11 protein-coding genes and 1 pseudogene are annotated in these 20740 nt (G+C 70.2%); 3 read left to right on the top strand and 9 right to left on the bottom strand.

The genetic code is table 11. The annotated features are described in order from the left end of the window. The first annotated feature begins 46 nt into the window (after positions 1-46). The gene (locus B0E54_RS06645) at positions 47-934 is read left to right on the top strand and encodes a DUF5667 domain-containing protein (RefSeq protein WP_234582368.1); all 888 of its coding nucleotides are present in this window, start codon (positions 47-49) and stop codon (positions 932-934) included. Positions 935-1068: 134 nt separating this feature from the next. After that, positions 1069-1944, top strand: coding sequence for an HAD family phosphatase (locus B0E54_RS06640; RefSeq protein WP_234582367.1), 876 nt, complete (start codon positions 1069-1071; stop codon positions 1942-1944). Position 1945: 1 nt separating this feature from the next. Here B0E54_RS06640 and B0E54_RS06635 read toward each other — a convergent pair whose 3' ends face one another. From B0E54_RS06635 to B0E54_RS06595, 9 genes and pseudogenes are all read right to left on the bottom strand, one after another. Beyond that, a complete protein-coding gene (locus B0E54_RS06635; protein ID WP_234582434.1) occupies positions 1946-2803 on the bottom strand; it encodes a lysophospholipid acyltransferase family protein in 858 nt (285 codons plus the stop codon). A 281-nt stretch (positions 2804-3084) separates the two neighbouring features. Then, positions 3085-4158 carry an NAD-dependent epimerase/dehydratase family protein gene (locus B0E54_RS06630; RefSeq protein WP_234582366.1) on the bottom strand — a complete coding sequence of 358 codons (1074 nt, stop codon included), beginning with the start codon at positions 4156-4158 and terminating at the stop codon, positions 3085-3087. A gap of 122 nt (positions 4159-4280) precedes the next feature. Next, entirely contained in the window at positions 4281-4382 is a 102-nt protein-coding gene (locus tag B0E54_RS06625) for a 30S ribosomal protein bS22 (RefSeq protein WP_007465623.1), read from the bottom strand. A gap of 214 nt (positions 4383-4596) precedes the next feature. Beyond that, the gene (locus tag B0E54_RS06620; protein ID WP_007465625.1) at positions 4597-4806 is read right to left on the bottom strand and encodes a helix-turn-helix domain-containing protein; all 210 of its coding nucleotides are present in this window, start codon (positions 4804-4806) and stop codon (positions 4597-4599) included. Positions 4807-5006: 200 nt separating this feature from the next. Continuing rightward, complete coding sequence (locus B0E54_RS06615; protein WP_234582365.1) at positions 5007-6191, bottom strand: ABC transporter permease; 1185 nt, start codon at positions 6189-6191, stop codon at positions 5007-5009. Between the two features lie 116 nt (positions 6192-6307). Beyond that, a pseudogene (locus B0E54_RS06610) lies at positions 6308-7147 on the bottom strand (ABC transporter ATP-binding protein); the annotation flags it as partial. Next, positions 7144-8526 (bottom strand): efflux RND transporter periplasmic adaptor subunit, encoded by a 1383-nt coding sequence (locus B0E54_RS06605; protein WP_234582364.1) that lies wholly within the window; start codon positions 8524-8526, stop codon positions 7144-7146. The pseudogene B0E54_RS06610 and the gene B0E54_RS06605, both read right to left, overlap by 4 nt. Positions 8527-8641: 115 nt before the next feature. Beyond that, the gene (locus B0E54_RS06600; protein ID WP_234582363.1) at positions 8642-8953 is read right to left on the bottom strand and encodes a hypothetical protein; all 312 of its coding nucleotides are present in this window, start codon (positions 8951-8953) and stop codon (positions 8642-8644) included. Then, positions 8950-15744 carry an RHS repeat-associated core domain-containing protein gene (locus B0E54_RS06595; protein ID WP_234582362.1) on the bottom strand — a complete coding sequence of 2265 codons (6795 nt, stop codon included), beginning with the start codon at positions 15742-15744 and terminating at the stop codon, positions 8950-8952. Before B0E54_RS06595 ends, B0E54_RS06600 begins: the two co-directional genes overlap by 4 nt. Positions 15745-16243: 499 nt before the next feature. On the opposite strand from B0E54_RS06595, the gene B0E54_RS06590 reads away from it, so the two are divergent. Continuing rightward, complete coding sequence (locus B0E54_RS06590) at positions 16244-20692, top strand: LamG-like jellyroll fold domain-containing protein (RefSeq protein WP_234582361.1); 4449 nt, start codon at positions 16244-16246, stop codon at positions 20690-20692. The last annotated feature ends 48 nt before the right edge of the window (positions 20693-20740 follow it).

Genomic DNA, 20740 nt, shown 5'->3' with positions numbered 1-20740 from the left:
TCGCTGGCAACGATGGCGGCCGACCGGCCGTGACCAGCGAGAGGAGGTGCCTGCGGTGGACGACATCCTCTTCTCCCGCCGGCGTGCCGAGCGCTTCGCGCAGCTTCTCGACGAGGCCAACGGCGGCCGGCGGCACCACGTGCGGTCCCGAGTGGACAGCCAACTGGCTCCGCTCGTCGCAGTGGGCCAGCGACTCAGCGTCGATCCCCCCACCGCCGAGGTGAACCCCGACTTCCGCACCGGCCTGCGAGCGATGCTGCTCGCCACCGCCGAGCGCGAAGGGATGGGCACCCCACCGGCGACCACCGAGCCGGCTGCCCCACGGGCCGCGGCGACGAGCCGCGGCTCGCTGCTGCCCGCCGTCACCGCCCGGCGGGCCCGAGCCCGGGGCGCGATCCTGGTCGGCATCGCCGCCGGTGCCATCGCCGTCTCCGGGATCTCCGCCGCCAGCGAGAACGCCGTTCCCGGCGACGCGCTGTACGGCATGAAGCGCTCCACCGAGCGGGCCCAGCTCGCCCTGGCCAGCTCGGACATCAGCCGCGGCCAACTGTTCCTGGACTTCGCCCGAACCAGACTCGGCGAGGCAGCCGAGCTGCGCGGCGACCGCATCGGCTACAGCGCCGTCCTCGACGACATGGACGCCGACACCCGGCAGGGCATTCGCCTGCTCACCGCCGCCGCAGTGCAGCGGGCCGAGCCGGCCAGCCTGGACACCGTCAACACGTTCGTCGCCAGCCAGCGCCGGGCGGTGACCAACCTGCTCGACGGCGCCAGCCGGGCCGACCGCGAACGGACCCGGAGGTCGCTGGCCCTGCTGGACAGCATCCGTGAGCGCTCGGACTCGGTACGCGCGGCGATCGCCTGCGGCCTGCCGGCACCGACCGGCAGCGACGCGCTCGGGCCCACCCCGACCACCTGCCCCGGCGAGCGCTGACCCGCCAGCCCCGGCACCGCCATACCGCACGTCCGACCGGCCGGGCCACAGTTCCCTGTGGTCCGGCCGGTCGACCGTGCGCTCCGGCTACCCTCGCTGGAGGCATCAGTCGTACCTGGTCAGGAGGGAGTCCCGTGGCGCGCAGCCGCAAGGTGACGGTCAGCACCGACGCCGACGGTCACACCGCCGGGTGGGCGGAGACCGCGCTGGCGCCGGTGACCCCACCCGCACCGGACCCGGGTGCCGCCGCGTTCTTCGACGTCGACAACACGATGATGCAGGGCGCGTCGATCTACTGGTTCGCCCGCGGGCTCGCCGCCCGGAACTACTTCACGACCGCCGACCTGGCCCGCTTCGCCTGGCAGCAGCTCCGGTTCCGGCTGCTCGCCCGCGAGCACGCCGGGGACATGTCCCAGGCGAAGGACGCCGCGCTCGCCTTCGTCGAGGGGTGGCGGGTGGACGACGTGGAGCGCCTCTCGGAGGAGATCTTCGACGAGCTGATGGCACCCCGGATCTGGGCCGGCACCCGGCAGCTCGCCCAACGCCACCTGGACGCCGGTCAGCGGGTGTGGCTGGTCAGCGCCGCCCCGGTGGAGATCGGCCGGGTGATCGCCACCCGGCTTGGCCTGACGGGTGCGATCGGCACGGTGGCCGAGGTGCGGGCCGGGGCGTACACCGGGCGGTTGGTGGGCGATCTCATGCACGGGCCGGCGAAGGCCGAGGCGGTCACCCAGCTCGCCGCCGTGGAAGGGCTCGACCTGAGCCGCTGCGCGGCCTACAGCGACTCGGCCAACGACCTGCCGCTGCTCAGCTCGGTGGGCCGGGCTGTCGCGGTAAACCCCGACGGCACCCTGCTGCGGCAGGCCCGGCAGCACGGCTGGGAGGTGCGGGACTTCCGCACCGGCCGCCGAGCCGTCAAGATCGCCGTACCGTCGACGGCGGCAGCCGGCCTGGTCGCCGGCGCGGTCACCGCCGGCCTGGCGTTGCAGCGCCGCCGTCGCGCCGGCTGACTCAGGGGCCGAAGGGGTCGGGTCGCCGTTCCAGCAGCGAGTGCAGGGTCTGCTGGATGGTCTCGCGCACCTGGTCGGCGAGGTTGAAGACCACCAGCGGATCGTCCGCCGAGTCGGTCAGGTGCGCGGTGGGGATCGGCGGGCAGAACTGGATCAGCCACTTGCTGGGCAACGGCACCATGCCGAGCGGCCCGAGCCAGGGGAAGGTCGGCGTGACCGGGAAATACGGCAGCTTCAGCAGCCGCGCGAGGGGCTTGATGTCGGCGAGCATCGGGTAGATCTCCTCGCCGCCGACGATGGCGACCGGAACGATAGGCGTGCCGGTGCGCAGCGCCGCCGAGACGAAGCCGCCCCGGCCGAACCGTTGCAGCTTGTAGCGGTCGGCGTAGAGCTTGCCGATGCCCTTGAACCCCTCGGGGAACACACCGACCAGGTCTCCGCCGCCGAGCAGCCGCTCGGCGTCCGGGTTGCAGGCCACCGTGCCGCCGGTCTTGCGGGCGATCTCCGACACCACAGGCATGCGGAAGACCAGGTCGGCGCCGAGCAGGCGCAGGTAGCGGTGGGCGGGGTGCTTGTCGTGCAACGCCGCCGAGAGGATCAGCGCGTCCAGGGCCACGGTGCCGGAGTGGTTGCCGACCACCAGGGCGGGCCCGTCGACGGGGACGTGCTCGACCCCGCTGACCTCGGTTCGGAACCAGTCCCGGTAGAGCAGCCGCAGCAGCGGGTGGAAGACCGCGTCGGTCAGCTCCGGGTCGAACCCGAACTCGTCGACCTCGTAGTCGCCGGCCAGCCGCCGCCGCAGGAACGCCAGCCCGTTCGCGACCCTGCGGTCCCACTGGTCGCCCGGCCGATCCGGCACCGTCGGACCGGTGTCGCCCGCCCCGCCTCCGGTGGGCGCGACGCCCCCGCTCGCCGGCTCGTCGGTCGCGGTGTCGACCTCGTCGCCGGCAGGGTTGTCGCTCGGCGTCGCCGGGTCGTCGGTCGCGGTGTCGACCTCGTCGCCGGGCGTCCCGGCCGGCGCGAGCCGGCTCGCCGGTCGGTGACCGTTGCGTCGCGCCGGCTCCGCGTCCGGCACGGGCGGCCCGGCCGGTACGTCGAACGGCCCCATGCCCGCCGGCTCACGTCCCTGGGTCGGCCCGGTCATGACCGCTCCCGCACCGCGGCACGGACCTGCCGGATGCCGTCCAGGACCAACTGCTCGGCGGCGGCCAACTGACCCCGGCTGAGCACCGCCCCACCGTGGTGGGCGCGGATGAAGTCGTCGAACGCGGCCGCGGTGGAGCGGGGTGTGAAGCCGTACTCCTGCTCAAGGCGCGTGGTGTCGACGACCCGCCCGTGCACGAAAAGATCGACCTGGTCCAGGCCGTAGCGGCCGAACCCCATGGTGCGGGCCAGCGCCGCGGCGCCCGAGAGACCCGGCTCCAGCACCGGCACGGCCACCCGACCGGCCCGCCGGATCGCCTGGGACAGCGACAGCACCCCCGGACCGGCGACGTTGTAGGTGCCCGGGTGATCCTCCACGATCGACCGGTGCAGCACCTCCAACGCGTCGTCGAAGTGCAGGAACTGCAGTCGGGGATCGCGGCCGAAGACGGTCGGCACGAACGGCTGCGCGAAGTAGCGCGTCAACGTCGTGTCGGCTGTCGAACCGATGAACGGAGCGAAGCGCAGCACCGTGGCGGTCACGTCGGCCCGGCGGCGGCGGAAGCCGCGAACGTACCCCTCGACGTCGAGGATGTCGCGGCCGAAACCGCCGCGTGGCACCTCGCGCGGCTCGGTCTCCTCGGTGAACACCGCCGGATCGCGGAACGACACCCCGTACGCGGCGGTCGACGACCGGACCACGAGCTTGCGCAGACGGGGCGCCCGTTGGCAGGCGGCGAGCAGTTGCATGGTGCCGATGACGTTCTGGTCCTTCATGGCCGACCGGCCGCCGTGCTGCTGGTCGGGGGCGCTGACCAACGCGAGGTGGACCACCGCGTCGACGTCCAGGTCGGCGAGGAGCCCGCCGAGCGACCCCGGGTCGACGCGGATCCGCTCGACCCGGTCCAGCAGATCGGTGAACTCGGCGCCCGGCTCCGGGGCGTCCACGCCGATGACCCGCTCGATGCGGGGGTCGGCGGCCAGCCGGGCCGCCACGTGCGCGCCCAGGTACCTACCGACCCCGGTGACGACGACGACCCCCGGAGCACCTGAAGTGCTTCCGGGGGTCATCTGACGCACCTACGCCGACAGGAGGGACCGAGCCGGGACGACCACGGCCTGATCACCTGAGCCTCCGGGGGTCGACAGTTTGGCAAGTGAGGCCGAACGCCGGGCTCAGCGCCCGGCGACGATCACTTGCCGAGACGGCGACGCTGGACGCGGGTCTTGCGCAGCAGCTTGCGGTGCTTCTTCTTAGCCATGCGCTTACGGCGCTTCTTGACCACCGAGCCCATACGACAGCCTTTCGATACAACGTGCGGGGCGGACCGGATGACACCACGCAGGTGGCGACGGCGACCGCATGCGGACAACGGACCGGACCAGTCTGGGCGGCGGGGCGCACCGGTGGGGTCTCGGTCGGGCTCCAGGGTAGCCGGAGAGCGTCAGCAGGACCAACGCGCCCCCGTCCAAGCCGCCTACGTGGCACTCGATCGGCGGACCGGTGGCTCAGGCGGTCTCCTGAAACGCGCCCCGCAGATATTCGTGCACCGCGTGCTCGGGCACCCGGAACGACCGCCCCACCCGGACGGCGGTGAGCTCACCGCTGTGCACGAGGCGATAGACAGTCATCTTCGACACCCGCATGACCGTCGCCACCTCCGCGACGGTCAGGAACTTGACCTCCGACAGCCGTCCATCGGACTGCGACCCGGCCATGGCTCACCGACCCATCCCATGCCCGGCGCGTGCCAACCCGACGGATGCTCCGGGCCGGGCGGCGACGCGCGTGTTACCAGTACGGTAGCGGGGCGGCTGTGACCGGCGCGATCCCTTCGTACAACTGATCATGCCTGGATCGTCGGTTCACCCGATCCGGCCCGCCGTTATCTCCCCGGCTGCGTCCACCGTCCGGTTGGTCACTCGGCGCGCAGCGCCACCACCGGGTCGAGTCGGCCGGCGCGTTGCGCGGGAACCACCCCGAAGACGATCCCCACCGCCGCCGACACCCCGAAGGCGAGCGCCAACGACCACCAGGTGATCGCCGCCGGGATCGGCGACAACGCGTCCACCAGCAGGGCCGTACCCACGCCCAGCGCCATCCCGGTCAGCCCGCCGATGGTGGTGAGCAGCACCGCCTCCAGCAGGAACTGCACGCCGATGTCACGGGGTCGGGCGCCGACGGCCTTGCGCAGCCCGATCTCCCGGGTCCGCTCCCGGACGCTCACCAGCATGATGTTGGAGACGCCGACGCCGCCGACGAGCAGCGAGATGCCGGCGATGGCGGCGAGTACGCCGGTGAGGACGCCGAGGATGTCGCCGAGCACACCGAGGATCTGCTGCTGTGTGACCGCGCTGAACTCGGTGTCCGGGTGGCGGCGGTTCAGCTCGGCGACGATGCGCTCACCCAACTCGTCGATGCGCTCCCGGTCGGGCGCCTTCACCGCGATGCCGTCCACCCGCTGGGTGCCCCACAGGCGCTGCGCCGCGGTGACCGGTACGTGCACCTCGTCGTCCCGGTCGACGCCGAGGCTCTGCCCGAGGGGCGCGAAGACGCCGATGACCCGGAACCGCACCCCGGCGAGGGTCACCTGCTGACCCAGGGGATCCCGGTCGGGGAACAACGCGCGGGCCACCGAGTCACCGAGGACCGCGACCCGCCGGCTGGTGTCCACGTCCGTGCCGGTCAGGTAGCGACCTCGGGCCAGCGACCGGGTGAACACCGCAGGGGTGGTCTCCAGCACGCCCTGGACGGTAGTGAAGTCGGAGCGGGCGCCGGCCCGTGCGGTCGCCCCGGAGGCGACGGTGACCGCGACCCGCTCGGGATCGCCGACGACCCGGGAGACCGCGTCCACGTCCTTGAGCGTCAACGGCGACACCACAGGCGCGGTGCCCACCTCGATCTTGCCGGGGACGACAAGCAGCAGATTGGAACCGAGCCCTTCGACCTGCTGCTCGACCTTCTGCTTGGTGCCGGTGCCGATGGCGACCAGCAGCACCACCGAGGCCACCCCGATGATCACGCCGAGCATGGTGAGCGCGCTGCGCAGCCGGTTGGCCCGGAGCGCGTCCAGCGCGACCCGCCACGCCTCGGCGACCCTCACGCCGCACCGTCCCCGGGCTCGCCCGGGCCGACCTCACGCGTTCCGGCTTCGGCGCGGCGCGGGCCGGGCTCGCGCATGTCGGTCCCCCCGCCGCGCGGGCCGGGCTCGCGCGGAAGGCGCCCGGTGGCTCCGGCGGCGCCACCAGAGCCACCGGACGGGTGCCCCGGGCCGCTTCCGGACACGGACCGGGGCTCCGCGCTGGGAGCGGGGACCAGTGTCTCAGGTCGACCGTGATCGACGGACAGCGGTCGATCATGAGGTGCGGTGGCGCTGTCCGCCACCACCGCACCGTCGCGCATGGTGATCCGGCGGGCGGCCCGAGCCGCCACCTCCTGGTCGTGGGTGACCATCACCAGCGCCACCCCGGATTCCGCGTTCAACCGCTCCAGCAGCTCCAGGACCGCAGCGCCGGTCACACTGTCCAGATTGCCGGTCGGCTCGTCGGCCAGCAGCACCGTCGGCTCGGTGACCAGGGCGCGGGCGATGGCCACACGCTGCTGCTCGCCACCGGACATCTGGTTGGGCCGGTGGTCCAGCCGGTGCCCGAGACCGACCCGGCCCAGCATCGCCGCCGCCCGCTCCCGGCGCTGCCGGGCCGACACGCCCCGGTAGACCAGGGGCAACGCCACGTTCTCCACCGCCGAGGTACGCGGCAGCAAATGGAACGCCTGGAAGACGAACCCGATCGTCTCGTTGCGCAGGGCGGCCATCTCCGGCGGGGTGAGGGCGTTGACGTCCCGCCCGCCGATCACCAACCGGCCGCCGGTCGGTCGGTCGAGCCCGCCCAACAGGTGCATGAGCGTCGACTTGCCGGAGCCGGACGGCCCGACCAGCGCCACGTAGTCCCCCGGCTGCACGGTCAGCGACACCCCGCGCAGCGCCTCCACCGACACCCCGTCCAGCTGGTACGTGCGCGACACGTCCACCGCCTCGATGGCCGGCGGGGTGTCGCTCACCGCACCTCCTGGCCGTCGCGCACCTGGTCGGTGCCGCGCACCACGATCCGGTCGCCGGCCTGGACGCCGTTGAGGATCTGCACCAGGTCGGCCCCCTGGACGCCCACGGTCACCGGCGCCCGGTCGGCCTTGCCGTCGCGGACCACCCAGACCGTGTCCCGCCCGTCGGCGGAGAAGACCGCCGAAGCGGGGACGGTCACCGCGTCGGCGGCCTCGCGTACGCGCAGGTGCACTATCGCGTTCATGCCGGGGCGGGGCGTCGGGGCCGGCGCGTCCTCGGCCAGCTTCCCGGGACCCAGCGTGAGGCGTACCCGATAGGTGACGCCGCCCTGCGCGGAGCTGGTGGGGAGCACGTCGACCGAGCGGACCGTGGCGTCGTAGTTGGCGCCGGCGACGGCGTCCAGCTCGACGGTGGCGGTCACCCCGGCCTTGACCAGCAGCACGTCGGTCTCGTCCACCTCGGCGAGCAGCCCCAGCTGCCCGGTGTCCACGACGGTCAGCACCGGAGTGCCGGCCGTGACCTGACCGCCGACCGCCACCGCGTCGTCCACTCCGGCCGGCGGGGCGGCCTGCGCGGGGGCCAGCGCGGACGGGTCGAGACCGGCCACACCGGCCTGCTCCAGCAGCCCCGCCAGGCCGCTGTTGGCACCGCCGCCGGCCCGGGTGCCACCGGGCTGCACCACCCCGGCGACCGGGGCGCGCAGGGTCAACGCGTCGACTGTCGCCTTCGCCAGGTCGTACGCCTGCTGGGCCTGGAGCCGTTGGGCCGCGGACAGCGAGCCGACGGCGGAGTTGAGCCCGCTGATCCCCCGCTGCACCGCGCGCACGGCCTGGTCGGCGCTGCGCGCGGCGGCCGCGTACTGCTCCTGAGCGGAGGTCACCTGGGCCAGCAGCGCGTCCCGCAGTTGTTGGTCGGCGATCTTGTCGGCGGCCTCGCGGGCTTCGTCGAAAGCCTTGTCGGCAGCCTTGTCGGTGGCGCGCCGGCTGCCGGTCAGGTTACCGGTGGAGACACCTCGCCCGGCGCGCTTGGCAGCGGCCAGCGCCTCCTTGGCCTGGCGCAGCCGCTCCTGCGCGGACGGGGACGCGACCACGGCGAGCACCTGGCCACGCTTCACCCGCTGTCCAGGCTGGACACGAAGGCTGGCCACGGTGCCGTCGGCGGGTGCGGTCAGGGTGGCGGCGGCCCGGGCGGTCACCGTCGCCGGCGCGTCGATCACCTCGCTCACCGGGTTGCGGGCGGCAGATGCCAGCGCGAAGTCAGGGTCTTTGTCGCCGCAGGACGCGGCGGTGGTGGCGGTGAGGACGGCGACGGCGGTCAGGGCGATGAGCAGGCGGGGCCGCGTGGCTGGGCGCAGCCGCGGCGAGAGAGTGCGGTGCACCCCCCAATCCTACGAGGGGTGCACCGCACAAACGTCAACGCCTGCCACGCGAAAGTGGCTTTTCGGATCTAGATCAGCACCAAAACCTGATCAACGCGACGCTGAATCAGCTTGCCTAGCCAACCGACCCACTGCCACTATTCTCCACACGCACAAATGCGAGATTCACAAACTCGAATTCCGCCTGCTCGACTGCCGCCGACTCCGTTGGGTGGCTAGTGTCCGAAACAACGTCCCAATCATTTGTACAGTAAAAGAGGTAGAACTCCTCATCATCACCGTACTGAGCTATTGCAAGGTTGTCGACCACATCGTTGAAGTTGCTGACGGAGTGGACCGTCGCCCCCGTCGGCCGCTGCATCGGCCCTAGGTTCGCGAACAATCTGACCCGAGCGCCATCTATGAGCATCGGGGGCACCGCACTCATGGAACAATCCTAACGCTCGTATTCTCGACAACCCTACCATTCTCTACCGCCTCGAAGTGCATGTGATGCGTCCTCGAAGTGACTTCGTGATTTCCGTACCGGACCACCCGCTGGCCATCTTCGGAAACATAGCGGCCCTTGTTGTCATACTTATAGCCGGGACGGAGCCACTTTGCCGCTGCAGTCATTGCTTCGTCTTCACGAAGAGTTCCGCCGTCGAACTCCGGGGCACGCCCTCTGGGCGCTACGTTTACCGTCCCCGGGCTCGTGCATCCTCCAGTCGTGTTGTGCACGAGCAACGACGTTTTCCCGGCGAGCACGTAGTACGTATGAATCCCGCTGACAGTCAAGTTGTAGGCGAGGTCCTCGCGCACTGTGTTCGGTCGAATGCCTACGACAGATCGGGTCCTTCCGTCCGCCGACAAAACGAGATCGCCCGTGTCGAACTCGTCAGCCCGCTGCCACTCCCGGTCCGTCTGATTCCAAAATGGATGATCCTCTGTCGTGGTGATTACCGCGCCAACGAGCTGGAGTTCGACGAGGTCGTCCTGGTGGACCCATACGTGGGTGATGACTCGAGGGCCCTGCTCGCCAGTCTCCGGGTCCGCGGCCATGACCTCGTCCCCGGCCTTGATCTCGTCGAATCGCTTCATGCTCCCGTCGGCCATCAAGACCTCGGTGTCGCCGCTGAAGCTCTTGCAGCCACCGCCGCCCGCGGGGCGGCTGCCCGGCGCCGCCCCACGTCCCGCGCCGCCCAAGGCGCCGAGCGCACCGCCCTGGACCATCTCGTCCGGCGGCATGTTCGCCGCCATGAAGTCGAAGTGCCCGCCCCAGAGCTGTTCGATCCACTCGTTGCAGCCGCCCGGTCGTCCCATCTCATGACAGATGTTCATGGCGAGTTCGCGCTCGTCGTTCCTCAGCAGCTCGTCGTTGGAGATCCCCGACGCGCTGAACTTCGCTGCACGCTGCTCGTTCCAGAGTCGGGTGAACTCCTCCAGCGGCACCGTTTCGGGCACCACGATCACGTGTCCGAGGACTCGGGGGTGGGTCCGCTTCCCGTTCCTGGTGGTCGTCTTGCCGTTCTTCTTGCCCCAGTCCTTGTTCGCCTCGGTGCCACAGCCGCCCGGGCAGCCGCCGGCACCGCGGCCATCGCCATCCTTGAGGGGCCGCGAATCATAGCCGTAGCAGTCGTACTCCATGCAGTCGGCCGGGATCAGGCCGTCCGGGTCGCTCATCGTGACCGGGGAGTTGTTGGCGTACGAGTAGCCGTTCCACTGCTGCGGATCGGTCAGGTCCTGCAACGGGTCGACCGATACGAACCGGCCGATGGTCGGGTCGTAGTTGCGGGCGCCGACCTGGGTCAGGCCGGTGCTGGGGTTGAGTGGCTGGTTGAGGAAGCCACGGTTGTCCGGTGCCGTCACGGTGGCGCCGCGGGGCGCGCCGTACGGGGTGTACTGCCGCCAGGTGGGCACCTGGGCGGTGTTGTTCAGGTACAGGCTGGGCGTGCCCTGGTGGTCCGGGACGGTGAACCCGTACTCGGTGCCACTGCCGGTGCGGTAGGCCACCGCACCGGGCAGCTCGTAGTAGCGGGTGCCGCTCAACGCCTGGGTGGCGGTGTTGAGGGTGATCTGCTGACCGGGCAGGTAGAGGGTGGTGACCCCCGGGTCCTTCTGGATCAGCAGGTTGCCGTCGGCGTCGTACAGGAACGAGCTGTTTCCATCCGTGCCACCGGTCACCGACGTCAACTCGCCGGTGTCGTCCCAGTTCAGGGTCTGGGTGCCCTGCCCGGCCTTGCGGGTGGTCATGTTGCCCGCGTCGTCGTAGGCGTACGACGTGGTGCCGGTGAGGCCACCGGAGGTGGTCGTACCCGTCAACGTGTGCGGCTGGCCCTTGCCGTTGCCGTCGTAGGCGTAGGTGGTGGTGGTGTCGGTCCCACCGGTCGGCGAGTACTGCGTCTGGCTCTTCCGGTTGCCGAGCGAGTCGACGTCCCACTCGGTCCAGTAGGCGCTGGTGGCGCCGATGCCGCTGCCGACCATGGCCCGGTTACCGACGGTCGGAGTGACCGCGCAGGCGTCCTTCGCCGTCCATGCCTTGGTCAGCCGCCGCAGCGCGTCGTACCGGTAGCACTCCGTCTCGGACACCGTCGACGGCTCGTAGCGGGTGTTGACCGTCTTGGTGATGTTGCCGTACAGGTCGTACTCGTAGTCCTGCTTGTCGACGTTCGTCGTGGTGGTCGTCGTCTTGGTCACCAGTTGCTGCTTGCGTCGCCCGTCGTGGTCGTCGTAGACGTTGACGATCGAGGCCAGGCTCGTCGAGGAGCCGACGACGTTGCGGGTGATCCGGCCCCAGGCGTCGTAGTCGGCGGACTGGCTGTAGCCGGCGAGGCCGCCGACGGTGGTCGGCAGGTCCAGCACTCCGGTGTAGCTACGCAACACGGTTTCGGCAGGCAGGTTGCCGCGCGCCGGGTAGGTGTCGGCGAGCGGGATTCCGATGGTGGCCGAGTAGGTGTGCCCGAAGCCGTACGTGTTGCCGAGCGCCCCCTCTGCGGCGGGAATGGTGATCGTCTCGCCCTTGGAGTTGCCGAAGGCGTCGAAGCCGGTCCACTGGGTGCTGTACGCGGCGCCGTTGCGGAAGGCGGTCGCCGTGGTCAGCTTGCCGACCGGGTTCGTCATCGCCACGGCGGTGTTGTCGTTGTCGTACACCCAGGCGCCCAACTGGTTGCTGGCCGACTGCGCCGTGACCGCGGCGGCGAAGCTGCCGGTACGACGATTGATCTTGTCGAAGGTGTACGACACGGTCTTGCCCCGGCCGTCCGTCGACTCGACGACGTTGCCCGCGCCGTCGTAGCGGGTGGTGCTGGTCCCGGCGTCCGGGTCATCCTTGCTGACCACCTGTCCCAGCAGGTTGAACCCGCTGGCCCAGACGTTGCCCGCGGTGTCGGTCAGGGTGGACTGGTTGTCGTGACTGTCGTAGCCGTACCTGGTGGCCACCGTGGTGCCGCCGGTCAGGCGGTAGACGCCGGTGAACGGGTTGCTCGGCGAGACCAGCGTCGGGGCCGCGGTGTACTGGAGCTGCTCCTCCAACCGGCCCATCGGGTCGCTGACCGTCGCGGTGACGGTGCCGCCGGTCGGCGGGATGACCGTCGTGCGGTCGCCGTTGTACACCGTCCTGGTCGACGACTTGACCACCCCGTCGCGGGCGTTCTCGGCCAGGATGACCCTGCCGAGCCCGTCGTAGGTGTTGAAGGTCTGGTTCAGGGCCTTCTTCACAAGGCTGTCGGTGTAGACCGGAGTGGTGTTCGGCGTCGTGCCGGCATCCCACCAGCCGTTGTAGGTCGCGCGCACCCATCCCCGGCTGTCGTAGAACGAGTCGGTGACCATCCGGCCACCCGTGTTCGTGACCGACTGGGTCTGCCGCACCCGGTACTGGGCGTCGTAGATGGTGGTCGAGGTGCGGTACCCGTTGTTCTTGTTGAGCGTCTCGGTCGTCGTGGCGGTCGGCCCGGTCTTGGACACCGTGTAGCTGTGCTTCACGTTCGCCGGAGCGCTGGTGGGCCGGGACGCCACCCACGCCGCCGTCAGGCGGCCGAGCGCGTCGTACTGGGTGCTGGTGACCACGCCGTTGGCGTCGGTGCTGCTCGTGGGCAGATTCCGTAGCGTGGTCATGGTCGTGGTGGTGGCGTGGCCCTCGGCGTTCTGCAGGGTCATGCCGGTAGTCAGGCCGGTGGCGTTGTCCGTGTAGGTGGTGGTGGCCTTGTTGCCGTTACCGTCCCAGCTGCCGGTGGCGCGGCCGTACGCGTCGAACTCGGCCCGGTCCGTCGTCTGGTAGGTGTAGCCGCCGGAGACCCAGTCGGACGCCTTGCGGACCATTGTCACGTTGCCCCTGGTCGGGGCGGCCTGCGGAAACGTGGTCGCGAAGGTCGTGTCGTCGTAGAAGGTGCGGACGTGTGACACCACCTGCGCGGGCCGGTTGACCGTGGCCGGGGCACTCAGCGTGTTGGTGCTGCCCGGCACCGAGGTCGGCGAGCCGGCGGTGAAGCCACCGCAGGCCACCGACACGGTCTCCACCTGGCTGGTCAGGCCGACCAGGTTGAGACCGGTGTTCACCGGGGCGTAGCTGGTGCTGGTGCAGCGGTCGTACTTCGGGTCCGCCGGAACGGTGTGGTCGTACGAGTGCTGCAACAGCCCGAACGTCGGGGAGCTCGTCGACGCGTCGTACGACATGTCGGTCTGGCTGTACCGCCAGGTGGTGGTGGCGCCGGTGGTGACCGCCTGACGCCGCCAGGTCTGCACCGGCGCGGCGAACGTCGCGGTCAGAGCCGGCAGCCCGGTGCGGGAGCGGGTCGCGGTCGCGCCCGACACCCAGTAGGACGTGACGGTCGAGCTGTCGACCGGGCCGCCGTCGCCCAGGTAGGTGGTGGCCTCCAGCGGGCGGCCGGCGAGCTGGTCGACATCCTCGTGCGTGCCACCGGCGCTGTCGGTGACGTTGACGACGGTGGTGTTGTTGTTCCTGCTCATGCCGCGGTAGTAGGTCGTGTCCGCCAGCGTGCGCGGGTCGTTGACGCCGTCACCGTTGCGGACCCGGACCTTGCCGTAGCCACGGAACTGTCCGTAGGTTCGGTACTTGGCCTTGACCACCTCGTTGTCGTCGTAGTGCCATGCGGCGTTGCCGACGTACTCGTAACTGGTCGAGGTGGCCGGCGCGCCCCCGGTGGGGTCGGTGGCGGTGACCCGGGTGACCGCGTACTTGTGGAACCAGTCCAGGATCTGGTTCGGCACCCCCTCCGGCGTCCAGTAGACGGGATAGCAGGACTTGCCGTTGGACGCGGGGCTGACCGTCACCGGCGCGCTGCAGGGCTGCGGCAGCTCGTAGCTGGGCGAGATCACCGAGCCGGTCTCGGTGGTGATCGTCGCGATGCGCTGCCGGTAGAACGAGGGGTAGCCGCCGGTGACGTCGACGCGGTTGGGCAGCTTGATGCCGGTGAACGACACCGAGGGCAGGGCGATGGCGCTGGTGGAGCCGCCCGAGGTGGTGTCGTGCCCGGTGCGGGTGATCGAGGTCAGCCACAGCGTCGGCGCGGTGCCGTCCCCGGTCGCCGGCATGGTGTGGGTCAGGGCGTAGGAGTCGACCTTCTTGTACGGGGTGCTGCTGGTGTCGTACTGCTGGGTCTCGATGGAGGTCAGCCGCACGGTGGAGAAGAAGGACGGGCTCCAGGCCTTGCAGTCCGTACCGGAGTTGCAGACGAGGTCGAACGGCACGTCCGGCCAGTTGGCCTTGGTCGAGTCGTTCAGCGGCTTGCAGGTGCCGGACAGGCAGCGGTCGTCGCTGTTGAAGACCACCCGGTTGGGGATGATCCCGTACGCGCCGTTGTCGCGGAAGCCGTAGTCGATCCGGGCGAGGTTGCTGTCCCGGATGTACGCCACGTCCGTGGCGCCCTCGTTGCGGCCGTAGTAGTTGGTGGCCTGGTTGTAGTAGTAGGCCATCGCGTTGCCGTGGACGTCCTTGACGTAGTCGAGGTTCCACCGGTACGCCATGGTGCAGACCGAGGAGCTGAAGCCCGCCGAGTTGTAGCAGGGGTCCCCGGAGTGCGCCGAGTAGACCGGAACGTAGTCGACCGACTTGGTCTCCGGCTTGTTGGTCGTCCACCCCGGCAGACGGTTGCGGCCGAACTCGTAGACCGTGCCGTCCCGCTCGGTCACCCGCCAGTAGTCGGTGTCCCTGGTGCCACTGCCGTTACCCGAGTTCATCACCCGGGTGACCACGGCGCCGGTGTCGTTCTGCACCTTCCAGGTGTCCTTGCCGGAGTCCCAGATCAGCGAACTCGACGATCCGTTCATGGCGATGGTGAGGATCGGACCGGCGTAGCAACGGTCGTTCGTCTTGACCGGGGATGGACTACCGCCCGGGTCGTCGGAGCAGGAGACGAAGGTCTGCTCGACGTACGACTTCGGCGTGGTCCAGCCGTCGCCCACCCAGGACGCCTGCGCGTTGGTCGCCGAGGTCTGACCGTCGACCCCTGCGGAGTCGTAGGAGAGGGCGAGCTGCGGCACGAGCTTCGACCGGGTCGGCGGCACGGCAAGGGGGTACGAGTAGCTGAACGAGCCGGTGCTACCGCCCGCGGTCCAGGAGCCGGACGGCTTCAGGTCGGTCGCGGCGTAGGTGCCACCCTTGCCGCCCTCATCGCCGACACCGGCGACGGTGGCGAGCACCATCGCCGACCCGGCCGACCGGCTGTCGGCGGCGGCGGTCGTCAGCGGAACCTCCGCCGACACCGAGTTGGCCGCCGCGTCGTTGGTTGAGGCCAGCGGGATGGGCGTCCGGCAGGCGGCGAGCGCCGGTGTGGTGAGCGCGCACGCCGGCAGCTGCACGAGCCGCAGGCGAGAACCGTAGTTGCCGCCGTACGCCTCCGCGAACTCGGCGTAGTCGACGCCGACCCGTACCGCGCCGGTGGCGCGTCCGGTCGACGACGGCGTCACCGAGAGCAGTACGCCGTCCACGCCGGCCGCCTCGGTGGCAGCGCGGTCCGCGATCCCCACCCGCATCTGCTGCGGACCGGCGTAGCGGCCGCCCTTGGCGACCGGTGTCACCCAGATCGGGGTACCCGCGGCGCGTGCCTTCGCCGGCGCGGCAGCGCGGGCCGCGGAGGTCGTCGCGGTCAGCTCGACCGTTGCCGACGCGGCCTTCGGCCACGCCGTGCGCGACGGCCGGTAGGTCGACTTCGCCTGGTCGGGTGGTGTCACGAAGCTCGTGGGCAGTGGCTTGACGCCGGTCACCGATCGCCCGGGCGACATGGGCGGCAGCTTGGACACCCCGCCGTCTTCCGGTTTCGCCGCCGCCGGCGCCCCGGCCAACAGGCTCGCCACCAGGGACGCCGCAGTGGCCAGTGCCACCAGACGTCTGGGACGTGTGTGCAGTCGTAATCCCCCGTACCCGACCATTCGACCCTCACCTCTGCGCGTTGCCAGAAAAGCCACGCAGGGTGTTCGGTCGCACACCCCCGTGGCGCGATCAATGTTTCACGTTGGACCGACCCGAAGGTAACGAGACGATAACGATGACCTTTGATGGCAGCCGGCAAATCCATCGCAGTGAGTTCGAAAAGGACAACCCCATGTGACAACCGGCGTTCCACGAAGGCCGGAAGTGCTGCTTCACTGTTGCCGCCCAACGGACGTGTTCCGCGTCCGCCGGCCAGACTCACGGGGGAGTAAGCGCATCATGCTCAAAATCGGTCCTCCACCGAGGACACCTACCGCCAGACGCAGGCTCACGACAGGCGTCGCGGCCAGCATGGTCCTGGCCACCACGGCCGCCATCCTGCCCGCCGCACCGGCAGCCGCCGCGCCCGGCAAACCCGCACCTGCGCCTGCCAGCGGATCACTCAGCGTCGATCGGGCGCTGGTCGAGGCGAGGCGGACCGGCAAGCCGGTCGAGGCCACCGGCGCCGGCACGTCGACCGCCACCTTCACCGCCCGCCCGGACGGGACGATGGAGCTGACCCAGTCCGCCGTACCCACCCGGACCAGGGTGAACGGCGCCTGGAAGGACCTCGATCCGACGCTGGTCCGCAACGCCGACGGCAGCATCAGCGCGGCCGTCACCACCAATCCGATCCGTGTCTCCGCTGGCGGCACTGGCCCGCTCGCGGAGATGACCAGCGGCGACCGCGCACTGTCGGTGACCGCCCCGCTGACCCTGCCGGCGCCGACCCTGTCCGGGCCCACCGCCACCTACGCCGAGGTGCTGCCCGGGGTCGACCTGACCGTCCGGGTCAGCGGTGAGGGCTCCTTCTCGCACGTCTTCGTGGTCAAGAACCGACAGGCGGCCGCTGACCCTCGGCTCGCCGCACTCGACCTCGCCACCGTGACGAAGGGCGTCACCCTGGCGGCCGACCCAGTCGGCAACATCACCGGCCGGGACCGGGGTGGCCGCACGGTGCTCACCGCTTCCGCCCCGGCCATGTGGGACTCCGCCCCGGGCGCGAACGCCAAGGCGGGTACGAACGAGCGGGCTGCCGCGTCGACCCCCGGCGGACCGGGCCGTGGTGCGCGGACGGCCCCGATCGGTGTGCGGATCGCCGCCGGGAACCTGCGGCTTACCCCCGACCGGGCGTTGCTGACCGACCCGGCCGCGGTCTATCCGCTCTACATCGACCCCACGTTCAACTGGACGCCCGTCGGCCCCAAGATGAGCGGCTGGGCCTCGATCTCCTACCAGCACCAGTCGACCAACTACTGGAAGAACACCCCGGACCCCATCGGCCGGATGCAGGTCGGCAACTCGGGCAGCCAGCGGTCGAACACCCTGATCAACTTCCCGGTGCCCTACAGCACCCTGGCCGGTGCCGAGATCGCGGACGCCGTCTTCAAGATTACGAACACCCGCTCGTGGAGCTGCACCGACAAGACGGTCAACATCTACGGTCCCAGCACCACACTGACCTCTGGCAACGCCACCTGGAACTACTGGGAGGGGGTGAGCAAGGGCAGCGCCATCGCGAGCAAGAGCTTCGCGTACGGCTACAGCGGCTGCGACGCCGCCGGCGTCTCCTTCGACATCACCAACCAGATCAGGGCCGACGTCAGCGCCAAGAAGTCGACGCGCACCCTGTGGATGGTCGCCGCCAACGAGGCCAGCGACGCCCAGAGCTGGAAGGAATTCCTCGAGACCAGTCCCACCCTGACTATCCGGTACAACCACGCGCCCGCCGCGCCGACCGGCCTCAGCACCTCCCCGACCACCGCGTGCACCGCCGCCAACCCCACGGTGGTCGGTGACACGGCGGTGTCGCTGTACGCGCCGGTCTCGGATGTCGACAAGGGCACCCTCGGGGTCACCTTCAAGGTGTGGAAGGACGGCGATCCCGCTCAGACGGCCATCGCCAGCACCAACCCGAGCCTGCTCACGTACTCCTCCGGCACCACGGCGGTGTTCATCGTGCCCCGAGCCACACTGGCGGCCGTCGCGGGTACGAGCAAGTTCGCGACCTTCGCCTGGAAAGTGCAGACGACCGACTTCCGCACCGCCAGCAACTGGTCGACCACCTGCCGGTTCGCCTTCGACGCCACCCGGGCCGGGCCGCCCAACATCCCCGAACTGACCCAACCGGCGACCATCGGGCAGCCGATCACCATCCCGGTCAAGGCACCGTCCAGCGGCACCGCCCCCACCAGCTACGTCTACCAGCTCAATGCGGCACCCCCGCAGGCCGTCACCCCCGACGCGAGTGGCAACGCCAACATCCAGGTCACGCCCACCCGCTTCACCAACACGATCTCCGTGACGAGCGTGACCGCGGCAGGCAGGAACTTCGGCGAGACCGCGACGCTGCCGTTCAACGCCGACCCGCCGACCATCACCGCACCGGACGGCGACCTGACCGGTGACGGCTGGGCCGACCTGCTCACCGTCGGCTCAGTCAACAACCTCACGGCCGGCCTGTGGCTGGCGGAGAACAGCGGTTCAGCCGGGCTCAACCCGAGCATCAGCAACATGGGCGCGCGAGGTAACGGCGTCACCGGCAACAACTCACCCGCCGACTTCAACGGAGGCCAGGTCATCACCGGTCGATTCACCGGCGGCGGCCTCCAGGACGTGCTCGTCTACTACCCCACGGGGACCAACGCCGGCGGCGGTGGCATCTTCGCCGGCAATGGCGACGGTTCCGTGCTCATGCCGGAGCGCGGCGGCGTTCAGACCAGCCTGATGAGCGAGTACCTCCTCGACGAGTACGGCCGGTCGCCGATCCAGCTGGCCAACGCCGGGGAGGCTCGGGGCACCGGGTCGGGCTTCCCGGACCTGATCGGTACCAGCGGGGACGCCACCAACGGCTACCAGCTCACCTACTACCCCAGCTTCCCGGGGACCAGCCTGTTCTTCGGAGCGACCTCGACCGGTGCGGCGACCCCGACCGGCGGCGCGGACTGGAACAACTGGACCATCGCCACCGCCCAGACCGGTACCGGCACGGCGATGTTCCTCCGGAACCGGACCACCGGCGCGCTCTACCTGTGGTCCGACCTGGCCTACAACGAGGACACCGGCCAGCTCACCTACACCGCGCGTACCCTCGCGGCCGGCGGCTGGAACACCGGTGTCGCGCTCAGCCTGCGCGCCGGGGACATCAACCGTGACGGCACCCCCGACCTGTGGACCGTCGGTGCCGGTGCGGCCACCACGGCCTGGCTGGTCACCAACCTCCAGGCCGGCAGCGCCACCATCACCGCCCAGCCCAAGCAGACGCTGATCACCTCCGATCACACCTGGCAGTTCGACGACAAGTTCGACGAAGCGGGAGACGGGGTGCTCAGCACGGCCACCGACATCTCCGGCGGCAAGTCGCTCGGGGTCGAGGTGACCGAACCTTCGCCGACCAAGCCCGGCGTGAGCGCGAAGTGGCGTCAGGGTGAGCTCTTCCCGCAGGTCGTCGTGCTGAACACCGACTCCACCGCGACCCAGGTCGATTACACCAACAAGACGGCACTGACCAGTCCCGAGCGGCTGATCGACACGAGCAAGTCGTTCACCCTCTCGGTCTGGGCCAAGCCGACGGCGGCCGGTGGCGTCATCGCCAGCGAGGACGGCGCGAACGCGTCGCGCTTCCTGCTCTGGAACAACGCGAGCGACAACACCTGGCGGTTCGGCCTGGGCAACGCGGACAGCGGTTGGTCGTACACCCAGGTGGTGACGCCGGCCGGGACGGCGTTGGGTGTGTGGACGCACCTGGTGGCCAGCTACAACGCCGACACGAGGATCATCTCGCTCTATGTCAACGGGGTCCTGAAGGGCAACGCCCAGTACACCGCGACGCCCACGTGGCCGAGCACCGGCAAGTTCGTGGTCGGCCGCTACAAGTACCAGGGCGTGGCGACCGCGCACTACGCCGGGATGCTCAGCAACCTCCAGGTGTGGAAGCGGGCGCTCACCCCCACCCAGATCGGGGCGAGCAACAGCGCCAAGAGCGGCTCCCTCACGCCAGTCGGGGCGACCACGTGGACCCCTCCCGGCACCGGTCAGCTGGAAACCGAGATCTACGCCAGCGACGTGGACGGCAACCTGTGGAAGTACCGGAAGCTGACCCCGCCGAACGATGGCTCCCCGCCGCGCTCCGAGCAGCTGTCCAAGCCGCGCCTAATCTCGAACGGGTGGAACCAGTTCACCGCCTTCGGCATCGCCGACTGGGACCATGACGGGTACCAGGACATCGTGGCCAGGGACAACGTCAGTTGCGAGCTCAAGGTCTTCCTGGGCACGGCGGACGACCTGAGTCCCACCCCCACCTTCCTGGGGATCCAGTGGTGCAACTACCGCCCGTTCGGCGTGGGCGACTTCAACCGGGACGGCTACCAGGACGTCTTCACCGCTGGATCGACGAACGACCTGTGGGTCTACCCGGGTGACCTCAAGGGCGGCGGTGGCACGCGAGCGGACATCGGCAACGGCTGGAGCACCGACTTCACCGGGTTCGGCGTCGCCAACGTCGTCGGGGACGCCACGCCGGACGTCTACGCTCGGCAGGCGAGCACGGGCCTGCTGAAGCTCTACGACATGGGACCGGACACGATCACCCAGGTCGGTATCGGCTGGGCCGGCTACACCTCCTTCGGTCTGACCGACTTCAACCGGGACGGCAAGCCGGACGTGATCGCCCGGGAGAACTCGACCGGGATCCTGTGGATGTATCCGGGAATCGCGGGTGGCATGCTCGGCGCCCGTAGCCAGATCTCCTCCGCCTGGTGAGCTGAGCACGGCGGCGGGCGGCTCCTCCGGGGCCCGCCCGCCGCCGTC

Source organism: Micromonospora sp. MH99, from assembly GCF_021442385.1.
Taxonomy (GTDB): Bacteria; Actinomycetota; Actinomycetes; order Mycobacteriales; family Micromonosporaceae; genus Micromonospora.
The sequence above is the reverse complement of the archived record's forward strand: the minus strand, read 5'-3'. Positions and strand labels throughout refer to the sequence as shown.

What these genes read in the sequence shown, in the direction of transcription:
- B0E54_RS06620 (WP_007465625.1), bottom strand. Translation starts at nt 4,806, where the DNA reads ATGGCCGGGTCGCAGTCCGATGGACGGCTGTCGGAGGTCAAGTTCCTG.
- B0E54_RS06590 (WP_234582361.1), top strand. Translation starts at nt 16,244, where the DNA reads ATGGTCCTGGCCACCACGGCCGCCATCCTGCCCGCCGCACCGGCAGCC.
- B0E54_RS06630 (WP_234582366.1), bottom strand. Translation starts at nt 4,158, where the DNA reads ATGACCCCCGGAAGCACTTCAGGTGCTCCGGGGGTCGTCGTCGTCACC.
- B0E54_RS06595 (WP_234582362.1), bottom strand. Translation starts at nt 15,744, where the DNA reads ATGTCGCCCGGGCGATCGGTGACCGGCGTCAAGCCACTGCCCACGAGC.
- B0E54_RS06600 (WP_234582363.1), bottom strand. Translation starts at nt 8,953, where the DNA reads ATGAGTGCGGTGCCCCCGATGCTCATAGATGGCGCTCGGGTCAGATTG.
- B0E54_RS06625 (WP_007465623.1), bottom strand. Translation starts at nt 4,382, where the DNA reads ATGGGCTCGGTGGTCAAGAAGCGCCGTAAGCGCATGGCTAAGAAGAAG.